Annotated in this window: 19 protein-coding genes; 9 read left to right on the top strand and 10 right to left on the bottom strand. The window is 70.9% G+C overall.

Going from position 1 to position 19153, the window contains the following annotated elements:
- Positions 1–56: 56 nt before the first annotated feature.
- Complete coding sequence (locus tag J2847_RS01190) at positions 57–350, top strand: hypothetical protein (RefSeq protein WP_209776410.1); 294 nt, start codon at positions 57–59, stop codon at positions 348–350.
- Between the two features lie 41 nt (positions 351–391).
- Positions 392–613, top strand: a complete 222-nt coding sequence (locus tag J2847_RS01185) for a hypothetical protein (protein WP_209776409.1) — start codon at positions 392–394, stop codon at positions 611–613.
- Between the two features lie 31 nt (positions 614–644).
- Here J2847_RS01185 and J2847_RS01180 read toward each other — a convergent pair whose 3' ends face one another.
- The 3 genes from J2847_RS01180 to J2847_RS01170 are packed head-to-tail and all read right to left on the bottom strand — an operon-like array spanning position 645 to position 2570.
- Complete coding sequence (locus tag J2847_RS01180; protein WP_085556279.1) at positions 645–947, bottom strand: AzlD domain-containing protein; 303 nt, start codon at positions 945–947, stop codon at positions 645–647.
- Positions 947–1651: an AzlC family ABC transporter permease gene (locus J2847_RS01175; RefSeq protein ID WP_211114562.1), complete on the bottom strand. Its 705-nt coding sequence runs from the start codon at positions 1649–1651 to the stop codon at positions 947–949. The genes J2847_RS01180 and J2847_RS01175 overlap by 1 nt, the downstream gene beginning before the upstream one ends.
- Before the next feature lie 10 nt (positions 1652–1661).
- The gene (locus tag J2847_RS01170; protein WP_209776407.1) at positions 1662–2570 is read right to left on the bottom strand and encodes an AraC family transcriptional regulator; all 909 of its coding nucleotides are present in this window, start codon (positions 2568–2570) and stop codon (positions 1662–1664) included.
- Between the two features lie 101 nt (positions 2571–2671).
- On the opposite strand from J2847_RS01170, the gene J2847_RS01165 reads away from it, so the two are divergent.
- Both J2847_RS01165 and J2847_RS01160 read left to right on the top strand, forming a co-directional pair.
- The gene (locus J2847_RS01165) at positions 2672–3358 is read left to right on the top strand and encodes a phosphatase PAP2 family protein (RefSeq protein ID WP_209776406.1); all 687 of its coding nucleotides are present in this window, start codon (positions 2672–2674) and stop codon (positions 3356–3358) included.
- Between the two features lie 155 nt (positions 3359–3513).
- Positions 3514–7077: an SNF2-related protein gene (locus tag J2847_RS01160; protein WP_209776405.1), complete on the top strand. Its 3564-nt coding sequence runs from the start codon at positions 3514–3516 to the stop codon at positions 7075–7077.
- A 33-nt stretch (positions 7078–7110) separates the two neighbouring features.
- On the opposite strand, the gene J2847_RS01155 is transcribed toward J2847_RS01160, so the two are convergent.
- The 4 genes from J2847_RS01155 to J2847_RS01140 form a co-directional block, all read right to left on the bottom strand.
- Positions 7111–8505, bottom strand: coding sequence for a PleD family two-component system response regulator (locus tag J2847_RS01155; RefSeq protein ID WP_209776404.1), 1395 nt, complete (start codon positions 8503–8505; stop codon positions 7111–7113).
- Between the two features lie 39 nt (positions 8506–8544).
- Positions 8545–8952 (bottom strand): response regulator, encoded by a 408-nt coding sequence (locus J2847_RS01150; protein ID WP_085556273.1) that lies wholly within the window; start codon positions 8950–8952, stop codon positions 8545–8547.
- A 293-nt stretch (positions 8953–9245) separates the two neighbouring features.
- Positions 9246–9962: a GGDEF domain-containing protein gene (locus tag J2847_RS01145; RefSeq protein WP_209776402.1), complete on the bottom strand. Its 717-nt coding sequence runs from the start codon at positions 9960–9962 to the stop codon at positions 9246–9248.
- Positions 9963–10331: 369 nt separating this feature from the next.
- A complete protein-coding gene (locus J2847_RS01140; RefSeq protein WP_209776401.1) occupies positions 10332–11330 on the bottom strand; it encodes a 2-hydroxyacid dehydrogenase in 999 nt (332 codons plus the stop codon).
- Between the two features lie 108 nt (positions 11331–11438).
- Between J2847_RS01140 and J2847_RS01135 the strand changes: the two genes are divergently transcribed.
- The 4 genes from J2847_RS01135 (at position 11439) to J2847_RS01120 (ending at position 14690) form a co-directional block, all read left to right on the top strand.
- On the top strand, positions 11439–12347 hold the full coding sequence (locus J2847_RS01135; protein WP_233474207.1) for a cell envelope integrity EipB family protein: 909 nt from the start codon (positions 11439–11441) through the stop codon (positions 12345–12347).
- 150 nt (positions 12348–12497) lie between these two features.
- Positions 12498–12725: a hypothetical protein gene (locus J2847_RS01130; protein WP_209776393.1), complete on the top strand. Its 228-nt coding sequence runs from the start codon at positions 12498–12500 to the stop codon at positions 12723–12725.
- Positions 12726–12810: 85 nt separating this feature from the next.
- On the top strand, positions 12811–14115 hold the full coding sequence (locus J2847_RS01125; RefSeq protein WP_209776391.1) for a replication-associated recombination protein A: 1305 nt from the start codon (positions 12811–12813) through the stop codon (positions 14113–14115).
- Between the two features lie 359 nt (positions 14116–14474).
- Positions 14475–14690, top strand: coding sequence for a hypothetical protein (locus J2847_RS01120; RefSeq protein ID WP_085556267.1), 216 nt, complete (start codon positions 14475–14477; stop codon positions 14688–14690).
- 139 nt (positions 14691–14829) lie between these two features.
- Here the strand turns inward: J2847_RS01120 and J2847_RS01115 are convergent, their stop codons facing one another.
- A complete protein-coding gene (locus tag J2847_RS01115) occupies positions 14830–15315 on the bottom strand; it encodes a GNAT family N-acetyltransferase (protein WP_209776389.1) in 486 nt (161 codons plus the stop codon).
- Between the two features lie 118 nt (positions 15316–15433).
- Positions 15434–16504 (bottom strand): glycosyltransferase family protein, encoded by a 1071-nt coding sequence (locus J2847_RS01110; protein ID WP_209776387.1) that lies wholly within the window; start codon positions 16502–16504, stop codon positions 15434–15436.
- Between the two features lie 401 nt (positions 16505–16905).
- Here J2847_RS01110 and J2847_RS01105 point away from each other — a divergent pair, with 401 nt between their 5' ends.
- Positions 16906–18201: a lytic murein transglycosylase gene (locus J2847_RS01105; RefSeq protein WP_209776385.1), complete on the top strand. Its 1296-nt coding sequence runs from the start codon at positions 16906–16908 to the stop codon at positions 18199–18201.
- Between the two features lie 108 nt (positions 18202–18309).
- Here the strand turns inward: J2847_RS01105 and phoU are convergent, their stop codons facing one another.
- On the bottom strand, positions 18310–19032 hold the full coding sequence (phoU, locus tag J2847_RS01100; protein ID WP_209776383.1) for a phosphate signaling complex protein PhoU: 723 nt from the start codon (positions 19030–19032) through the stop codon (positions 18310–18312).
- Positions 19033–19153: the final 121 nt, after the last annotated feature.

The raw sequence follows: 19153 nt of genomic DNA, 5'->3' as shown, positions 1-19153 counted from the left end.
CTTCCTGTTGGCTGAAGGCATCCGCAAACCACACGGAAGCAGGATGGGAGCCCCCAATGACCGACCCGAAAAGCGATGAGCAGATCGACGTCGAGGCGTTGGAGGACACGATGGACGAGGTTCTCGAAACCCTGGCGGTGACGGAGCAGGCGGCCGCCTTCATCGAGGCCAACTGCCACGAGGCCGACTGCCGCGACCGCGCCAACGCGATCCGCCGGCAGGCCGAGGCCATGCAGGACGCCGCCGACACGACCATCGACGAGAGGATGCCCGGGGAGGACGGCGACGATGCCGGCGCCTCCCGCCCCTCTCCGCCCTCGACCGCCCGGCGCAACGGACTGCTGCATTGAGCGAGTGCGCCGCAACCGAACAAACGCAAGGAGACGCCACGATGACGACCAGGCATGAACAGACGCCCGAGCACAAGAAGGCCCACGAGATCGCCGAGGAGGCGCTGGACCGCGCGGCCGAGGGCGACCCCCGCAAGGCCCGCGAGCTGATCGAGGAGGCCAAGCGCATCGACCCGCGCATCGGCGAGGAGATGTCCCGCGAAGCCGCCGAGGACCAGCGCAAGGCCGACAAGGCCCTGCGCGACAGCGGCGCCGAGAGGTAACGGCGCCCTCTTCCGGAACGGAAGAAGGCGCTCACATCACCCGCCGCAGCACCACGACGGCGACCACGCCCGCCACCACGGCAACGGCCATCGGCACGCGCCGGGCGATCAGGCACACGAAGGCCGCCGCCAGCGCGTCGGACGGCCGCGACAGCGCCGCCGGCGCCACCAGCGCCACCAGCACCGCGCCGGGCGTCGCCTCTAGGGCGGCGCTCGCCGCCGGCCCCAGCCGGATGCGCGCGATCAGCCAGGGGCCGCCGACTCGCGTCAGCCAGGTCGCCAGCGCCCCGGCCAGGATCACCGCCAGAAGCGCGCCGTCGATCGGTCCATCCATCACGACGCCCTCCCCCGCCACGCGGCCACGGCGCCGCCGGCCAGCGCGCCGGCCACGATGTGCCAGGGCCCGCCCGGCATCAGCGCGTGCGCGCCCAGCGCCGCGCCGGCGCTGGCCAGCCAGGGCGGCAGCGACCCCGCCCCCTTCCAGAATCCCGCCAGCAGGCACAGGAAGACCGCGATGAAGGTGAAGTCCAGCCCCCAGGCGGCGGGATCGGCGATCAGCGCGCCGGCCAAGGTTCCGGCCACCGTGCTCGCCAGCCACGCCACATAGAGCGTCAGCCCGACCCCGAACCAGTAGGCGAAGGTCAGCGCCTCGCCCCGGCGCAGCGCCAGCGCCCACACCTCGTCGGCCATCAGGAACAGCGCCGCCCCGACCCGCAGCGGCGGCCGGCCGGCCAGACGCGGCGCCAGCGTCGCCCCCATCAGGAGATGCCGCAGATTGACCAGCAGGATGCTTCCGGCGACGGCCGCCCCGGCGGCGCCCTTGCTCCACAGCTCGACCGCGACGAACTGCGAGCTGCCGGCGAAGACGAGGCCGCTCATCAGCCCCATCTCCAGCGGCGAGATGCCGGCCTTGGCGGCGAGGCTGCCGAGCAGCAGCCCGAAGGGAACGGCCCCCACCACGATGGGCAGGGCATGGACGGCGCCGAGCGCGAACTCGCGCCGGGCGGGCACCGGAGGGGATGGGATTGGAGCGTTCATGCCCCGCAAGCTAGGCGGCGGCGCTCCGCCCGTCTTGGACAGGATTGCTGCCGCGCCGGTATTGGCCGGGCGCCACCCCGACCCGCGCCTTGAACACCCGGTTCAGATGCGCCTGGTCGCAGAAGCCGCAGGCGGCGGCGATCTCGGCCAGCGGCAGCGGGCCGCCCAGCATCTCCTTGGCGCGATGGACCCGGCGGTCGGTCAGGTAGCCGTGCGGCGTCGTCCCCACCGCCGCGCGGAACACCCGCAGGAGATGGAAGCGGCTCAGCCCCACCGCCTCGGCGAGGTCGGCCAGCTCGACCACCGCGTCGAGATGGCTGTCGAGATAGTCGCGGGCACGCCGCACCGCCAGCGGCTCGGAGCCGGCGGGGCGCGGCCGGGCCGTCAGGTCGCCATGGCGCAGCGCCGTGGCGGCGAAGGCGCGCAGCGCGTCGGTTTCCAGCCGCAGGGCGTCGCCCCCCGGTTCCTCCAGGCCGCGATGCAGCGCCTGGATGACGCGGAACAGCTCCGGGTCCTTCAGGATGGTGTCGGTGAAGGAGGGCCGGGCCGGGCGGCCGAGCGCGTCGGCCAGCGTCTGCTCGAGCAGCGCGACCGGCGGGTAGAAGATGCGGTAGGCGAAGCCCTCGCCGGCCGGTCGGCCGTCGTGCAGCTCGTCCGGGTTGAGGACGACGACGTCCCCGGCGACGGCGCTGTGGAGAACGCCCCGGTAACGGTACAGCTCGGTCCCGGCGGTGATCACGCCGATGACATAGGTCTCGTGGGTGTGCGGCGCGTATGCATGCTGCTCGAACCGCGCGTTCAGGCACTCCATGCGGTCGAAGCGCGATTCACGCCACAGCCGCGCGTACTCCCCCCGCGCCGTCGGGGCCGAGCCCAGGGGGTGGGCCAGGGATTCGGTGAGGGCGGCGTGCTGATCCATCGCTATACTCTAACAGCCCGGCAACACCGTCGTCTTGGACAGGATTGCGGCCGGCCGGGCGAGCCCGCCGACCGGACAGCGGACAGGAACCGGGACCGCCGATGATCGCCACCATGACCCACGCCGTCACCCATCTGGGCAGCAGCACCCTGCTGATGCCGCTGTCCGCCCTCTACGCCACCCTGCTGTGGCGCCGGCATTCGGCGCCGCTGGCGCTGCGCTGGCTGGCCGCGGCCGGGTTGGGGCTGGGCGTGATGGCGGGCCTGAAGCTGTTCGGCCATGGCTGCGGCCTGCCGCCCTTCCCCTTCCTGCCCGAGGACCGCTTCGTCAGCCCGAGCGGGCACGCCGCCTTCGCGACGATCTTCTACGGCTCGGTCGGGGCGCTGGCGGCGCGCGGCGCCGGGTCGCCCGGCTGGCGCGGCCTGATCCTGCTGGCGACCGTCGGGCTGGTTGCGGCGATCTCGGTCTCGCGCGTGCTGGTCTCCGCCCACTCCGCCGCCGAGGTCGTCGCCGGGCTGCTGGTCGGCGGGCTGACGGTCGGGCTGTTCCTGTGGAGCGGCCGGACGTTGCCGGCGCCGGCGCGGCCCCGGATGCCGCCGCTGCTGCTGGCGGCGGTGGCGCTCGGGCTGGCCGGCATGGTCCGGGCCGGCGATCCCTCGATCATCGAGTCCGGCATCCGGACGCTCGCCGCCGAGCTGCGCACCGAAACCGGACTGTGCGGGGTTCCCCGCCTCGCCGCCTTCGGGCACGGCACCAATGGGCAGGACATCTATTTCCAAGCGCGGTGATGCCGGACCGGCCATCCTGTGTTATCACCTCCCTTCCGCGTTTCCGGCGGCCGGTCCGCCGGCCCTGTCCGGCGCCGCGCTTGCGATGACGGTCGGAAGGGCCTATACCAGCCGCCCGTTTTTGTTTCGTTCCGGTTTTTCGGCGTTTACCGCGTATGTCCCTGTTCGATGCCCTGCCACGCGGCCCTTCGGCCGGCGCCGTCGTCCCCTTCGCCCAGGAGGACCTGACGCGTGTCTTCGAGGCGAAGACCGTGCAGCGCGGGCGCACCCTGATCATGACCGGCGCCGTGCTGCTCGGCGATCCGGGAACCGGCCAGATCAAGGCCGAGGTGAACGACCTCGGCCGCCGGCTGGCGGTGACGATCACGCCGGCCCAGGGCAAGCGCGGCGTCGTGCTGGAGCGGACCTGCACCTGTGGCCGCAACGCCTGCGCCCATATGGCGGCGGCGGCGATGATGGCGTTGGAGACCCGGCCGGAATGGCGCAAGGCGTCGCTGTTCGATCTGGTCGACCGTCCCGCCTCCCCTCCCCCGCCGCCTCCGGCCGCCGCCACGGCTCCGGTTCAGGCCCGGCCGCAGCCCGCGGCTCCGGTTCCGACCGACGCCGCCCCGTCCCGGACGGCCGCTCCGTTCGCCGCGAAACCGCCCTCGCCGCCCCTGTCGCTGATCCGTCCCGCATCGGCGGCACCACGGCCGACGGCAGCGCCCCCGCCAGCACCGGCCCCTGCACCGGCCCCTGCACAGGCGCGCAGCCTGCGCTGGACGCTGGAGCCCGGACAGGGCGAGGTCGCCTGCCACATCTCCGCCGATTTCGTGACCGAGGGGCGGAGCGAACTCGATCCGGCCACCCCGCGCGACGTGCTCGCCAAGGCCCCGCGCGACATGGAGGGCGACGCCGACCGCGCCATCGCCCGGCTGCTGGGCGGCGGCGGCTCGACGCGCACCCCGGTCGCCAAGAGCCGGGGCGAGGCGGTGGATCGTCTTCTGCGCCGCCTGCTGGCCACCGGCCGGCTGCACTGGCGCGACGGCACCCCGCTGACCGAGGCGCCCGGCCGCGTCGTCCGCGCCTTCCGCGACCCGGCGACCCGCAAGCTGCGCCCGACCGGCCTTCCCGAGCGCAGCGTGCTGGTGAAGGGCCAGTCCTATTGGTGCGTCGATTCGGCGACCGGCAGCGTCTTCCCGGTCGACCTCCAGGTGGTCGAGGTGCCCAAGGCCAAGCCGGGCGCACCGGCCGCCGCCCCCGACCCCAAGCCCGCCGGCCAGCCGGTGTCGCGGCTGTTCGCCCCGTCGCGCCACGCCCCGGCCCCGCCGCCCCGTCTCGCGCCGGCCCTTCCCTCCTTCCGCGAGAGCGGCATCCCCGGCGTGCGCAGCGGCGCCGCCGAGGCGGCCGACATCGTCGAGCGCTCGCCCCGGATCATCGCCCGGCTCGGCCGGGTGGTGACGCCGTCGGACGGGCTGGTGGACGTGCTGCGCCTGTCCTTCGATTACGGCGACCCGGACGACCAGCCCGGCAATCCATCGGACGAGGCGCCCGGCGAGACGACCGAGATCGAGCCCGACGACCAGCGCCAGTTCGCCCGCTTCGAGGACGCGCGCGGCAACGTCACCTTCGTCCGCCGCGCCAAGGCGGAGGAGCAGGCGGCGCTCGACCGGCTGTCCGGCCTCGGCTTCGCCCAGGCGCGCATCGAGCCGCCGAAGGGCTCGCTGAACGCGCGCGGCACCCGTGTCCACTGGCTGACCGGCCGCGACGTCGAGGAGCGCTGGCGCGCCTTCCTCGCCACCGAGGTCCCCGCCCTGACCAGGGACGGCTGGGCGGTGGAGATCGGCGCCGATTTCGGCACCAAGGTCATCGAGCCGGGCGCCGACGTCGAGGTCGCGGTGCGTGACGCCGGAGACGGCTGGTTCGACCTCGACGTCGGGGTCGAGATCGAGGGCGAGCGCCGGCCGCTGCTGCCCATCCTGGCCCGGCTCGTGGAGCGCGGCGGCCTGTCGGCCACCCGGATCATCGACGGGCGCGCCCACATCGTGCTGGACGACGGCAACGTGCTGGCGCTGCCGGCCGAGCGGGTCGAGCGGCTGATGAGCGTGCTCGACGCCATGCTGAGCAGCGGCCGCCCCGCCGGCGACAAGCTGAAGGTGCCGCTGGCCGACGCCGATTCGCTGCTCGACATCGACGACCTGATCGCCCGCCGCACCGGCGAGACGGCGCAGATCGACGGCTACCTGAAGCGGCTGCGCGACAGCGAGTTGGCGGGCGACATGGAGCCGCCCCCCGGCTTCCGCGGCGAGTTGCGCGACTACCAGCGCGCCGGGCTGGCCTGGATGCAGAGCCTGCGGGCCAACGACGTCGCCGGCATCCTCGCCGACGACATGGGGTTGGGCAAGACCGCCCAGACCCTCGCCCACATCGCCACCGAGGAGCATGAGGGGCGGCTGACCGACCCCTGCCTGGTGGTGGTGCCGACCAGCCTCGTGCCGAACTGGGTCGCCGAGGCCGAACGCTTCACCCCGCATCTGCGGGTGGTGGTGCTGCACGGGCTCGACCGGCACGAGAAGCTGTCCGAACTCGACCGCGCCCACATCGTGGTGACGACCTACGGCGTCGTCGCCCGCGACGTCGACCTGCTGAAGCGGCTGGCGTGGCACATGCTGGTGCTGGACGAGGCCCAGGCGATCAAGAACCCGGACGGCAAGGCGACCCGCGCGGTGGCGGCGCTGCAATCGCGGCACCGGCTCTGCCTGTCCGGCACGCCGGTGGAGAACAACCTCGGCGAGCTGTGGAGCCAGTTCGCCTTCCTGATGCCCGGCCTGCTCGGCGACCGCAAGGAGTTCGGCAAGCGCTACCGCGTGCCGATCGAGAAGCGCGGCGACAACACGCGGGCCAACCTGCTGATGCGCCGCATCCGCCCCTTCCTGCTGCGCCGCACCAAGGAGGCGGTCGCCAAGGAGCTGCCGCCGAAGACCGAGGTGGTGGTCCGCATCGACCTCGACCGCGACCAGCGCGACCTCTACGAGACGATCCGCCTGTCGGTGAACGAGACGGTGCGCGCGGCGCTCGCCGTCGGCGGTCAGGGGAACGGGTCGGGCGGCGGGCTGGGCCGCAACGCCATCACGGTGATCGACGCGCTGCTGAAGCTGCGTCAGGTCTGCTGCGACCCGCGTTTGCTGAAGATCGGCACCGGCAACCCGGCCGGGACGAAAACCCGCGAGAGCGCCAAGCTGGAGGCGCTGACCGAGATGGTGCGGGAAATGGTGCCCGAAGGCCGCCGCATCCTGATCTTCTCGCAGTTCACCACCATGCTCGACCTGATCAAGATCGAGCTGGAGAAGGCGGCCATCCCCTATGTCGAGTTGACCGGCCGCACGCTCGACCGGGCGGAGCCGGTGAACCGCTTCCAGAACCGCGAGGTCCCGGTCTTCCTGATCAGCCTGAAGGCGGGCGGGCGCGGCCTGAACCTGACCGCCGCCGACACGGTGATCCATTACGACCCGTGGTGGAACCCGGCGGCCGAGGACCAGGCGACCGACCGCGCCTACCGCATCGGCCAGGACAAGCCGGTGTTCGTCTACAAGCTGATCGCCGCCAACACGGTGGAGGAACGCATCATCGACCTCCAGCGCCGCAAGGGCAGCCTGTCCGCCGCGACCATCGAGGGCGCCGGTCTGGTCAGCGCGCTCGACGGCGGCGACATCGACTATTTGCTGGGAACCGAGCCGTAAACCGGCCCTCTTGCGGAGCGGGAGACCGGGGAATCACCCCGCGAGATCGACCCGCGCGTCGGCGATGACGCAGTTGCGGCCCGAGCGCTTGGCCTCGTAGAGCGCCTCGTCGGCGCGGCGGATCAGCCCTTCCGCCGTATCGCCCAGCAGCCCGCCGACCGAGATGCCGATCGAGACCGTCACCGAGATCTCGGCCGCGTCGGCGGCGGAGACGACGAAGGGCGTGTCGGCGATGCGCTGGCGCAGCCGCTCGGCGACGATCAGCGCCGCCTCCCCGTCGGTGTCGGGCAGGATGACGACGAACTCCTCGCCGCCCAGCCGGGCGACCAGATCGAAGGTGCGCAGGTTGCGGCTGGACCGCGCCGACACCTCGCGCAGCACCTCGTCGCCGATGGCGTGGCCGTGGGTGTCGTTCACCACCTTGAAATGGTCGATGTCGAACATCAGCACCGACACCGGCTTGTGGCTGTCGATGGCGCGCTCCAGCAGGCGCGGCAGATGAGCGTTGACGTAGCGGCGGTTGAACACGCCGGTCAGGCTGTCGGTCAGCGCCATCGACAGGCTCTGCTCGTAGTTCGAGCGCAGCCGCTCCTGGTAGCGCTTGCGGCGGATCTGGGTGCGGGCGCGGGCCAGCAGCTCGTTGCGGTCGATCGGCTTGATGACGTAGTCGTTGGCGCCGAGCTCCAGCCCCTTGGCGACGTGGTTCAAGTCGCCCTCGTCCACCATCAGCAGGATCGGCACCTGCCGCGTCCGCTCGTGCGAGCGGAGCTGCGAGCACAGCCGCAGGCCGTCCTCGTTCAGCAGGGTCAGGCTGATGACCACGAGGTCGAACTCGCCGGACAGCGCCCGCTCCAGCGCCTTGGCGCAACTGTCGGCGGCCATGACGCTGTTGTGGTCGCGCAGCAGCGTCTCCGTCACCTTGTCGAGGTCGAGCGCCGAATCCTCCAGCACCAGGACGCGCGCCCGCTCGAAGGATTCGTTCAGCAGCGTGCCGCTGCGCTCGATCACCCCGAACTGGCCGGACGTGGTCTCGCGCAGGCGCCATTCGTCCATCATCATCTTCAGGCGGACGAGCGAGCGGACCCGCGCGAACAGCGCGATGTCGTTGACCGGCTTGGTCAGGAAATCGTCGGCGCCGGCCTCCAGCCCGCGCACGCGGTCGGCGACGTCGGACAGCGCCGTCACCATCACCACCGGGATGTGCATCGTCGCCGGGTCGGAGCGGATCTTCTCGCACACCTCGAACCCGTCCATGCCCGGCATCATGACGTCGAGCAGGACGATGTCCGGCGACTCCCGACGCACCGCCTCCAGCGCCTCCGGCCCGTTGAAGGCCGTGATGACGTTGAAGTACTCGCGCGTCAGCTTCGCCGCGAGCAGCTTCACGTTGGGCAGAACATCATCGACGACAAGGACACGCGCGGACATGGAGCGATCAGATCCCGTGAGGATTCCGTCAAAGAAAGGTCAGTTCAAGAACTTCTTAACCGTCTCAAGAAACTTCACGACCGAGATCGGCTTCGCGATGTAGTCCTCGCAGCCGCCCTGGCGGATTTTCTCTTCGTCCCCCTTCATGGCGAAGGCGGTGACGGCGACGACCGGAATGGCCTTCAGCTCCGCGTCGTCCTTGATCCAGCGCGTGACCTCCAGGCCCGACACCTCAGGAAGCTGGATGTCCATCAGGATCAGGTCGGGACGGTGCTGGCGGGCCATCCGCATCGCCTCCATCCCGTCGCGCGTCTGCAAGGTGCGATAACCATGCGCCTCGAGCAGGTCGTGGAAGAGCTTCATGTTCAGCTCGTTGTCCTCGACGATCAGCACGGTCTTCACCGCCGTGTCGCCGACCACCCCTGGGCCGCCCGGTTCCGCTGGCATGCATCCTCCCCTGGGCTTGGCACCTGCACCGTCCACGCGCCGGATCTCCCGGCACGCACGGACCCAAGACTGTTCCCGAGTCCGGTATACCCCTTTTTAAAATGGGTCGCGACGGTTAAATTGTCGTTACCGAGGAACGGGATCCCCACCTATCCCGGCGGCCGTTGCGCAACCGGCACGACAGCGCGGGGCCGGGCATGCGGCGTTCCCGCCACGCGCGAAGCCCGCCCCGCGCAAGCATGGGCGAGCCGTTCGCCTCTCCGTCAACCGGCGGGACGGCGCCGGCCCGCCGTTCAGGCGGCGGCCTTGACCCTGCGCTTGGCGTCCCGCCGGCGGGCGCTCTTGGCGCCGTACATCATGGTGTCGGCACGGCGCATCACCTCGTCCTCGTGATCGTCGGCGCCGTAGGGCTGGGTGCCGACCGAGAAGCGGACCGGCAGGGTCCTGCCGCCCCATTCGGCGTGGTGCGCGTCGGCGATGGCGGCGAGCTGCCGGGCGCGGGCCAGGCCGCTGGCGGTGTCGGTGTTGGTCAGCAGCACCGCGAACTCGTCGCCGCCGAGCCGGGCGACCACATCCTCCTGCCGGACGCTGGCGGCGATCATCCGGGCGACCTGCCGCAGATAGCTGTCCCCGGCGACATGGCCATGGGTGTCGTTGATCGCCTTGAAACCGTCGAGGTCGATCATCACCAGCACCCCACCGGCCGCGTCGGACCGGCGGGCCGAGGCCAGCTCGCGGCGGAAATGGCTGTAGAAGCCGCGCCGGTTCAGCAGGCCGGTCAGCTCGTCGGTCATCGCCTGGCTTTCCAGGAAGGCGATCCGTTCCTGGAGCTGGCTGATGGTGTCCTTCGCCTCGGACAGCAGGGCGAGGGTCTCGTCCAGGACATGGCGTTCGGTTCCCCGCAGGATCCCGACGCGCGAGGCCAGCGCGACCGGGTTCCAGGCCACCGATCCGTCGAAACGATCGGTAACGTGGCTCTGAAGATCCAATGCGGCGACAACGGCGTTCATGAGTCGGCTCCTCGATGAAGGTCGAAACACTTCGCCGATCACAAAAGCAACAAGCGTGCCACCCCCGCGTCGAAGCTTGACCGATGCAGGAATGTCACAGCGGCGTGAGCGGCGGGATTTTCGTCACGGCAAGGAAACCAAGCATTTACCATGTCCCCGCCCCTCCGGTGCGGGTCTGGTCCCCGCATGGCCGGCGCATGAAGGGACATCCTGTTTCGCCGGAACGAAAGATCCGAACGGAATCGGGCGCTCCCGGCCCTGCGCCGGCCGGCGATATTTGCCGCTCCGGCCCCGCCACCGGCATCTTCTGCCGGGGTGGGTAATCCCTGCCGATAAGGGAATCCCCCGGGAAGCGCCCGGACGACGCCCTTACACCACCCGGTCGGGCGCCTCGCGGCCCGCCAGCACCGCGTCGATGTTGTCCAGCGCCCGGAAGCCCATGGCGCAGCGGGTCTCCACCGTGGCGCTGCCCAGATGCGGCAGCAGGAAGCTGTTGGGCAGGTCGCGGTAGCCGGGGTGCAGCCTCGGCTCGTTCTCGAACACGTCCAGCCCGGCGGCGGCGAGCTGGCCGGAGCGCAGGGCGGCGATCACCGCCTCGTCCTCCACCACCGAGCCGCGCGCCGTGTTGACCAGGATGGCGCCCCGCGGCAGCCGGGCGATCCGCTCGGCGTTCAGCCAGTGGCGGGTCTCGGCCGTCGCCGGGAAATGCAGGGACAGCACGTCGCAGACCGCCAGCATCGCGTCGGGATCGGCGTGGTAGGTGGCCCCCTGCTCCAGCTCGGCGGGCAGGCGCTTGCGGTTGCTGTAGTGGATGGTCATGCCGAAGGCGCGCGCCCGCTGGGCCACCGCCTGCCCGATCCGGCCCATGCCGATAATGCCCAGCCGCTTGCCGCCGAGGTGGGTGCCCATGAGCTGGGTCGGCGTCCAGCCGGTCCAGGCGTCGGCACGGATCATCCGCTCGCCTTCCGAGGCGCGGCGGGCGGCGCCGAGGATCAGCAGCAGGGCGATGTCGGCGGTGGCGTCGGTCAGCACGTCCGGCGTGTTGGTGACGGTCAGGCCGCGCGCCCTGGCGGCCTCCAGGTCGATGTGGTCGGTGCCGACCGAGAAGGTCGCCAGCACCCTCACCCCGGCGGGCAGCGCGGCGATGGCGGCGGCGTCCAGCCGGTCGCCGGCGCAGCACAGCACGGCGTCGGCCCCGGCACCGGCGGCGCGCTCGGCGATGGCGGCACCGCTCAGCGTCTCGTCGGCCGGGTTGAGGATCGCCGCATAGTCGCGCGACGCCCGCGCCTCGACCGCGTCCGGCAGGCGGCGGGTCAGCAGCACAACCGGGCGGGCGGTGTCAACGGGACGTTGGGCGGGGCTGGTCATTCCGGGATTTCCCTTCGGATGGTAGGAATTGCGGGTGGCGGCTCTTCCGGTCCGCCTCGAAAACACCCATAATCCAACCAGCGCCGACAATCACCTGTGGATCCCGCCTTGTCCGACCGCCACACCGCCACCCCCTCCGCCCGTCATACGACCATGGGCATGACCGTGGGCGCGGCCTTCAGCGTGACCCTGGGCGCCCTGGCGCTCCTCGCCAGCCTGCCGGCGGCGGCCCAGGCCGCGCCGGTCGCGGCTCCCCAGCCCGGCGCCGCCGCGGTTTCCGCGGTGGCGGCCGACATCCAGCCGCACCGCGCCATCTACAGGATGTCCCTGCTGTCGGCCCGCAACAGCTCCAAGGTCAGCGACGTGCGCGGCCGCATGATGTTCGAATGGGCCGACGCCTGCGACGGCTGGACGACGGAGCAGCGCTTCCAGCTCCGCTTCGCCTACAGCGAGGGCGACGAGATGGCGATGAACACCAACTACACGACCTGGGAGGCGAAGGACGGGCGGCGCTACCGCTTCAACGTCCGCAAGCTGATCAACGGCGAGGTCGACGACGACGTGCGCGGCGAGGCCAACCTGGGCGCCGGCGAGGGCGCCGGCAGCGCCCAGTTCACCAAGCCGGAACCGCAGGAGATGCCCCTGCCGGCCGCCACCATGTTCCCCACCGCCCACACGCTGGCGATTCTCGACCATGCGCTGCGCGGCGAGCATTTCTTCAGCCGCACCGTCTTCGACGGCGCCGACGCGGAAGGAGCGACCGAGGTGTCGACGGTCATCGGCCAGGCCGGCGCACCCAAGGAGAGCGGCAAGAACGCGCTGCTGCGCGACATCAAGGCGTGGCCGGTCCGCATGGCCTTCTTCCCCACCCACAGCGACTCCGCCCAGCCCGAGTATGAAATGAGCCTGCGGCTGTTGCAGAACGGCATCGCCGAATCCATGCAGATCGACTACGGCGACTTCACGGTCAACGCGATCCTCGACACGATCGAGGCGTTGCCCAAATCCGGATGCTGAGCGGTATTTGCAGAAAATACTTAATGGTTGATCGCGACTCGTTGCTGCGCTTAACTGTCAGGGTTATCGGAGGCGCAACAGGCTGGTGCGCTCCGTGGCGCCGGACCATCCGGCGGCGCGGATGCGGGCCGGCCCCAAAGGGGTTCCAGCATGAGCAAGAAGCATGTCCAGATCGGGCAGGTCTTTCAGCCGGTCGGCGCAGGCAAGGGCCGCGCGTGGCGGGTGATGGGGACCGTCAATCTGCTCGGAATCCCGCACGCCCGCATCGTCAGCACCGAGGACGAGGGCGTGTCCAAGACGTTGAGCTGCTCGGTGCTGGTCGACACCGACCATTACCGCCTGATCGCCACGGCGCCGATGGACGGCATGGCGGCCTGACCGCCACCGTCCCGCCACGGGACCGGGCCAGCAACGAAGGAGCCGGCAAGGGGGCGATCCGCCGCCCGATGTTCCGGAGCTTGTGATGTCCACGCCGAGCCTGCTCGCCGCCCAGGCCCCGCGGCCGCTGGCCGACCGCCTGCGCCCCGCCCGATTGTCCGACGTCGCCGGGCAGGACCATCTTCTCGGACCCGACGGCCCGATCGGCCGGATGGTCGCGGCCCGGGCCCTGTCCTCGATGGTTCTGTGGGGGCCGCCCGGCTGCGGCAAGACCACCATCGCCCGCCTGCTGGCACAGGCCACCGACCTGCGATTCGAATCGATCTCCGCCTTGCAGACCGGCGTCGCCGACCTGCGCAAGCTGTTCGAGACGGCGCGCCAGCGCCGCGACGGCGGCCAGGGAACGCTGCTGTTCTGCGACGAGATCCACCACTTCAACCGCAACGTCCAGGACAGCTTCCTCCCGTATCTGGAGGACGGCACCATCACGCTGGTGGGCGCCACCACCGAAAACCCCTCCTTCGAACTGAACGCCGCCATCCTGTCGCGCGTGCAGGTCTTCGTGCTGCGCCGGCTCGACGCGGCGGCGCTCGACAGCCTGCTGGCCCGTGCGGAGGAGCATGTCGGCCGCCCCCTGCCCCTTCGGCCCGACGCGCGCGCGGCGCTGCTGGCGATGGCCGATGGCGACGGGCGCTTCGTGCTGAACATGGCCGAGCAGATCTATGCGGTGGGCGGCGCCTCGGCCGACGCCGGGCCGCTCGACAACGCGGCGCTCGGGCGGATCCTGCAACGGCGCATGCCGTCCTACGACAAGTCGGGCGACGGCCACTACAATCTGCTGTCGGCCTTCCACAAGAGCCTGCGCGCGTCGGACGCCAACGCGGCGCTCTATTGGATGTGCCGCATGCTCGACGCCGGCGAGGATCCGCGCACCATTGCGCGGCGCATGGTCTGCGTCGCCAACGAGGATGTCGGGCTGGCGGACCCCAACGCCATCCTCCAGGCCACCGCCGCCTGGGACGCCTACGAACGGCTGGGGGCGGCGGAGGGCGAGCGGGCGCTGGCCCAGGCCTGCCTGTATCTGGCGACCGCGCCGAAGTCGAACGCGGTGGAGGTGGCGCTGGGCGAGGCGCGCCGGCTGGCGAAGGCGACCGGCAGCGTCATGCCGCCCATGCACGCGGTGAACGCGCCGACCAGGATGATGGCCGACCTCGGCTACAAGCAGGGCTACGTCTACGACCACGACACGCCGGAAGGCTTCTCCGGCCTCGACTATTTCCCGGAATCGGTGGGGCGCCACGAGTTTTACCGCCCCGTCGAACGCGGTTTCGAGCGCGATATCCGAAAGCGTCTGGACTATTGGGCCGGATTGCGCCGCCGCCGCCGTTAAGGTTCGGTCGCGCTTCGCCAAGAGTGTTGACCAGAATTGCGCGGAAGGCGCAACTTTCGATCGCCGCTGCCACCAAATCCCCCGCCGTCGGCGCGCAACCCGTGCGATGATGCCGGTGTTGTTCTTCAGAGCGGCGGAAGACAAGCACGCCGCAATGACGCAAAATCACGCATCGCGAGCCAACATCGACCGCAAACCCACGAAACGAGGTACCTCTAAGGAGAAGTCATAGAGACTATCTACGAGTCCTAGAAGTACCTCTCAAGATACGACCTGCCTCATAGCTCCGTTAGCGAGTCATTAACCGGCGGCGTGGCTCAATGGCGTCATCACGAACGCACAGGCGAAGGGAGATTTACATGATCGTCACCACGAAGTCCGAGAAGATCACCGCCTCTTCCCTGACCCATCTGACGCTCCTGGATGAATTCATCCGCCTGACCCAGGACCGGATCGGCGCGCAGGATGACGCCTTCGTGCGCGACAGCCTGGCCGACCTGCTGACCAGCCTGCGCGACGAGCGCGCCGGCTATGTGGAGATCCTGGGCGCCGCCACCTTCAACCGCGCGGCCTGACCAGCGATCCACCCACGCGATCCACCCACGGCCCCGCGTTCGCGAAAGCCATGCGTTCGGAAGGGAACGGCGCCGTCCTGCCGCGCCGCTCCCGTCCCTCCGCCGCCCGGAATCAACACGCCGCGATCCGGAGTTCCCCTCAGGGATTCTCCTCGGCCAGCGCCGTCAGGCCGTCGCCGGTCAGCCGGTAGGGCAGCCATTCCTTCATCTGGCGGAAGCCGACACGGTCGTAGAAGCCGCGCGCCGGATTCCAGTCCAGCACATTCAGATCGACGCGCCGATAGCCACGCTCCACCGCCCGTCGGGCGACGGCGGACAACAGTTTCCGACCGACCCCGTGGGTGCGCGCCTCCGGCGTCACGTAGAGATCCTCGACGAACAGGCCGGGCCGCCCTTCCCAGGTCGAATAGGTGAGGAAGGTCAGCGCGAAGCCGGCCGGCACGCCGTCCAGCTCGGCGATCAGCGCCTCGAACACCGGATGTTCGCCCCAGCCGTCGCGGCGGAAATCCTCTTCCGACGCCTTGACCGAATGGGCTTCGCGCTCGAATTCGGCAAGCTCGCGGACGAAGCGCAGGATGACGGCGCAATCGGACTCGACGGCCGGTCGGATGGTCACGGTCGGCATGGGCGTGCAACTTTCTCGCAAAACGCAGCCCGGAACGGGCCAAGGCGCCGACGATAGCCGCCCTCCCTCTCGTCCGCACGTCCAAAGCACGGGACCGGCCACCACGGAACGGCGACCGTCAGTCGTCGCCGCCCCCCTTCAGATCCAGGATGCCGCGCAGCTCCTGCACCCGGCGCTCGGCGCTGTGCTCGGCCAGCGCCCGTTTGCGCGCCCGTTGCCCCAGATCGGCCAGATGGTTGCGCGGCAGCATCATCGCCGTGGTGACGTCGTCGGTCTGCGCGGCGACCAGGATTTCCCGGCCCGGTTCGAAGAAGGTTTCCACCCCGTCCCAACGGTCCGACACGATGGCTGCCCCGCGCGCCGCCGCCTCCAGCAGCCGGTCGGTCGGGCACCAGCCGACACGACGCTCGTCGTCGCGCGCCAGGGCCAGCGTCAGGGTCGCCGAGGCCAGCAGATCGCCGGTGTGCGACAGGTCGAAGTCCGGCAGCGCCGCGATGTTGCCGGACAGCGCCGCCACGTCGGGCAGGTGGCCGCCGGCCAGCACGAAGCGGCGGCGGGCCAGCCGCTGCGCCGGCTCGATGAAGAAGCGGTCGAGCCCCTCGCGCATCGCCCGCGCGTCGGGCGCGACGCAGCACAGGTCGCCGTGGTAGGCGCGGCGGTGATGGCCGTGCTTGTGCGCCTCCGGCACGATCCACGGGTAGAGCGGCGTCACGCCGTCGGCCCCCGTCTTCTCGCGGTAGGCGTCCAGGGCCGGGCCGCCGCTCGACGTCAGCACCAGATCGAAACCGCCCAACCCGCCGGCCGGCAGATGCGCCGGCCCCTCCCCTGCCTCCAGCGCGGCAAGCGAGGCCGGCGCGTCGGGGTCGTAGAGGACCCGGCGGGCGCTCCGGGACTCCCGCACCAGCCCGGCCGCCGCCAGCGCGTCCGGCCCATGGGCGACGGCGAGCGCCACCCCGGAATCGTCGGCCTGCCGCGCCGCCTCGGGGGCGATGGCGTCCCAGTCGTCGTAGGTCAGCCATTCGCCACCCGGAATGGTCCAGGGCGCGGCCGCGCCGCCGGGACCGGCCCGCTCGACGGCGATCACGCGATGCCCGCGAATCGCCAGCGCCTGCACCAGCGCGCGCCAGCGCAGGCTGTGGGCGGCGTCGTGCCCGGTACCGGTGGTGAGGCCGAAAATCACGATTTTCATGGCGTCGGCACCTTCATGCGATCGGTGGCGTGCGATCCGCCGGGACGGGTCTGTCGGAACCGGTCTGTTGGAACTGGTCTGCCGGGACTGCGGCCCCTGCTCACTCAACGCGGTCGGACACGGCGAAGTTCCAGCCATGGCGGAGGATGCGAACGGCTCGGTCCGGATGCCCGCCGGATGGATGGGCACCGCCAGTGCCGGGACTTCGGCCGCGCGGTCGGCGGCGCGTTGCGGGATGACAGGGATATGGTCCATGGACGCGGCTGTTCAAGCTTCGTTCCAGCTGCCCCGCGCCGGTGACAGCGCCGTTCGCCGCCCCCGCCACGGATTTCGCGGTTGAGCGGAGCGGCCGGGCATCCTAGGGTCAGCCTCCGGCATTCCCAGCGACCATGATCGAGCGCATGCGAACCCTGCCCCGCACCCTGCCCCGCCATTCGGCCCGCCTCCTTCTCGTCACGCTCCTGCTGGCCGGCTGCCAGAGCACCGGCGCCAGCGCCCCCGTGCCGGCCGGCGGCGCGTCGCCGGCCGCGGCCGCGGCTCCCGCCCCCGCTCCCCGCCCGGCGGCCCAGCCCAGCCAGAGCTTCCCCGACTGGCTGCGCGCGCTGCGCGCCGAGGCGCTCGCCCAGGGCATCCGCGCCCAGACCTTCGACCGCGCCTTCCAGCGGGTGAAGCTGTCCGACCGCGTGGTGGAGCTGGATTCCAGCCAGCCCGAGTTCACCCGCCAAGTGTGGCAGTATCTGGACAGCGCCGTGAACGAAAAGCGCGTCCAGGCCGGCCGCCAGAAGATGCAGGAGAACGCGGCGTTGCTGAATCGCATCAGTCAGCGGTCCGGCGTGCCGGCGGAGATCCTCGTCGCCTTCTGGGGCGTGGAGACGGATTTCGGCAATTCCACCGGCGGCTTCTCGGTCGTCGACGCGCTGACCACGCTGGCCTACGAGGGCCGGCGGGCGGCCTATTTCCGCACCGAGTTGCTGGCGGCGCTGCGCATCCTCGATTCGGGCGACATCGCGCCGGAGCGCATGTCCGGCTCCTGGGCCGGGGCGATGGGGCAGACGCAGTTCATGCCGACCATCTTCCTGAAACACGCGGTGGACGAGGACGGCGACGGCCACCGCGACATCTGGGGCAGCCTGCCCGACGTGCTGGCCTCGACCGCCAAGTTCGTGCTGGCCAACGGCTGGCGCAGCGGCGAGCGCTGGGGGGAGGAGGTGCGGCTTCCCGACGGCTTCCCCTACGACCAGGCGGAGCTGAGCGTCGTCAAGCCGGTGTCGGAATGGCGCCGGATGGGCGTGCTTCCGGCCGGCGGCGGCGAGCTGGCCGGCGAGGGCCCGGCGTCGATCATCGTGCTGGCCGGCCATCAGGGGCCGGCCTTCCTGGCGCGCGACAACTTCCGCGCGATCATGCGCTACAACCCGTCGACCAGCTACGCGCTGGCGGTGGCGCTGCTGTCCGACCGCATGGCCGGACGCGCGGGCGTGCTGGGAAGCTGGCCCCGGCAGGAGACGGCGCTGAGCAAGGACGAACGGACGGAGTTGCAGGAGCGGCTCGCCTCGCTGGGGATGGAGCCGGGAACCCCCGACGGCATCATCGGCGCCAACACCCGCAACGCGCTGCGCCGCTTCCAGACCTCCATCGGCGTCGTTCCCGACGGTTTCGCCACCAAGGGAATGCTGGAGCGGCTGCGCCGGGCCTCCTGACGCCGCCCGGCGCGTCTTCCAGGACAATGTCCCGAAGAAGCGCAAAACCCTTCTCCCCGAGGGAGAAGGGTTTTGACGAGGGGGCTTCCTTGAAGGAGGGGCGTTCCCTCACGCCTCCGGCTTCGGCGCAGACGCAACGGCGAAGCTGCTGAGATCCTCCTTGGGCCGCTCATCGGACGGCAGGCGGCCCTGCACCAGGAAGCAGATGTTCTCCGCCACGTTGGTGGCGTGGTCGCCGATCCGCTCGATGGATTTGGCGGCGAACAGCAGATGCGTGCAGCCGGTGATCTGCGCCGGGGTTTCCATCATGTAGGTCAGGAATTCCCGGAACAGGCTGGTGTAGGCGGCGTCGACCTCGCCGTCGCGGTTGCGGACGGCGGTGGCCAGATTCGCGTCCTGCCCGGCGTAGGCGCGGCGCATGTCGCCGATCATCTCCAGCACCGTCCGCCCCATCCAGGTCAGCGACCCCACCGGCGGCACGGCGGGAAGCCCGGCCAGCGTCACCGCCCGCTTGGCGACCGAACCGGCGAAATCGCCCATCCGCTCCAGGTTGGAGGCGATCTTCAGCGCGGCGACGATGTCGCGCAGATCCTTGGCCATCGGCTGGCGCAGGGCCAGCAGGCGGATGGTCATCGCCTCGACCTCCAGCTCCAGCCGGTCGATGGCGGCGTCGCCCTCGACCACGGCGGCGGCCTTAGCCGCGTCGGCCTCGGCGAGCGCCTCCAGCGCCAGCGCGAACTGTGTCTCGACCAGCGCCGCCATGCGGTCGATGGCGGAATGCAGCGCCGTCAACTCGGCGTCGAACGCCGCAACCGTGTGTCCCCCGGCCATGCCCCATCCCCTTGCTGAAGAACGCTTCGCGTGCCCGTGCAGATAATACGGCGCCGCCCGCGTGCCAAGCGCGGTGCGGCCGCCCGTCCGTCTTAACCTTTGGCATAGATTATTCTGGGAC

The sequence above is a fragment of the Azospirillum agricola genome, assembly GCF_017876095.1.
Classification (GTDB): domain Bacteria; phylum Pseudomonadota; class Alphaproteobacteria; order Azospirillales; family Azospirillaceae; genus Azospirillum; species Azospirillum agricola.
The sequence above is the reverse complement of the archived record's forward strand: the minus strand, read 5'-3'. Positions and strand labels throughout refer to the sequence as shown.

Coding starts and splice junctions, on each gene's coding strand:
- J2847_RS01190 (WP_209776410.1), top strand. CDS start 57: ATGACCGACCCGAAAAGCGATGAGCAGATCGACGTCGAGGCGTTGGAG.
- J2847_RS01185 (WP_209776409.1), top strand. CDS start 392: ATGACGACCAGGCATGAACAGACGCCCGAGCACAAGAAGGCCCACGAG.
- J2847_RS01180 (WP_085556279.1), bottom strand. CDS start 947: ATGGATGGACCGATCGACGGCGCGCTTCTGGCGGTGATCCTGGCCGGG.
- J2847_RS01175 (WP_211114562.1), bottom strand. CDS start 1,651: ATGAACGCTCCAATCCCATCCCCTCCGGTGCCCGCCCGGCGCGAGTTC.
- J2847_RS01170 (WP_209776407.1), bottom strand. CDS start 2,570: ATGGATCAGCACGCCGCCCTCACCGAATCCCTGGCCCACCCCCTGGGC.
- J2847_RS01165 (WP_209776406.1), top strand. CDS start 2,672: ATGATCGCCACCATGACCCACGCCGTCACCCATCTGGGCAGCAGCACC.
- J2847_RS01160 (WP_209776405.1), top strand. CDS start 3,514: ATGTCCCTGTTCGATGCCCTGCCACGCGGCCCTTCGGCCGGCGCCGTC.
- J2847_RS01155 (WP_209776404.1), bottom strand. CDS start 8,505: ATGTCCGCGCGTGTCCTTGTCGTCGATGATGTTCTGCCCAACGTGAAG.
- J2847_RS01150 (WP_085556273.1), bottom strand. CDS start 8,952: ATGCCAGCGGAACCGGGCGGCCCAGGGGTGGTCGGCGACACGGCGGTG.
- J2847_RS01145 (WP_209776402.1), bottom strand. CDS start 9,962: ATGAACGCCGTTGTCGCCGCATTGGATCTTCAGAGCCACGTTACCGAT.
- J2847_RS01140 (WP_209776401.1), bottom strand. CDS start 11,330: ATGACCAGCCCCGCCCAACGTCCCGTTGACACCGCCCGCCCGGTTGTG.
- J2847_RS01130 (WP_209776393.1), top strand. CDS start 12,498: ATGAGCAAGAAGCATGTCCAGATCGGGCAGGTCTTTCAGCCGGTCGGC.
- J2847_RS01125 (WP_209776391.1), top strand. CDS start 12,811: ATGTCCACGCCGAGCCTGCTCGCCGCCCAGGCCCCGCGGCCGCTGGCC.
- J2847_RS01120 (WP_085556267.1), top strand. CDS start 14,475: ATGATCGTCACCACGAAGTCCGAGAAGATCACCGCCTCTTCCCTGACC.
- J2847_RS01115 (WP_209776389.1), bottom strand. CDS start 15,315: ATGCCGACCGTGACCATCCGACCGGCCGTCGAGTCCGATTGCGCCGTC.
- J2847_RS01110 (WP_209776387.1), bottom strand. CDS start 16,504: ATGAAAATCGTGATTTTCGGCCTCACCACCGGTACCGGGCACGACGCC.
- J2847_RS01105 (WP_209776385.1), top strand. CDS start 16,906: ATGCGAACCCTGCCCCGCACCCTGCCCCGCCATTCGGCCCGCCTCCTT.
- phoU (WP_209776383.1), bottom strand. CDS start 19,032: ATGGCCGGGGGACACACGGTTGCGGCGTTCGACGCCGAGTTGACGGCG.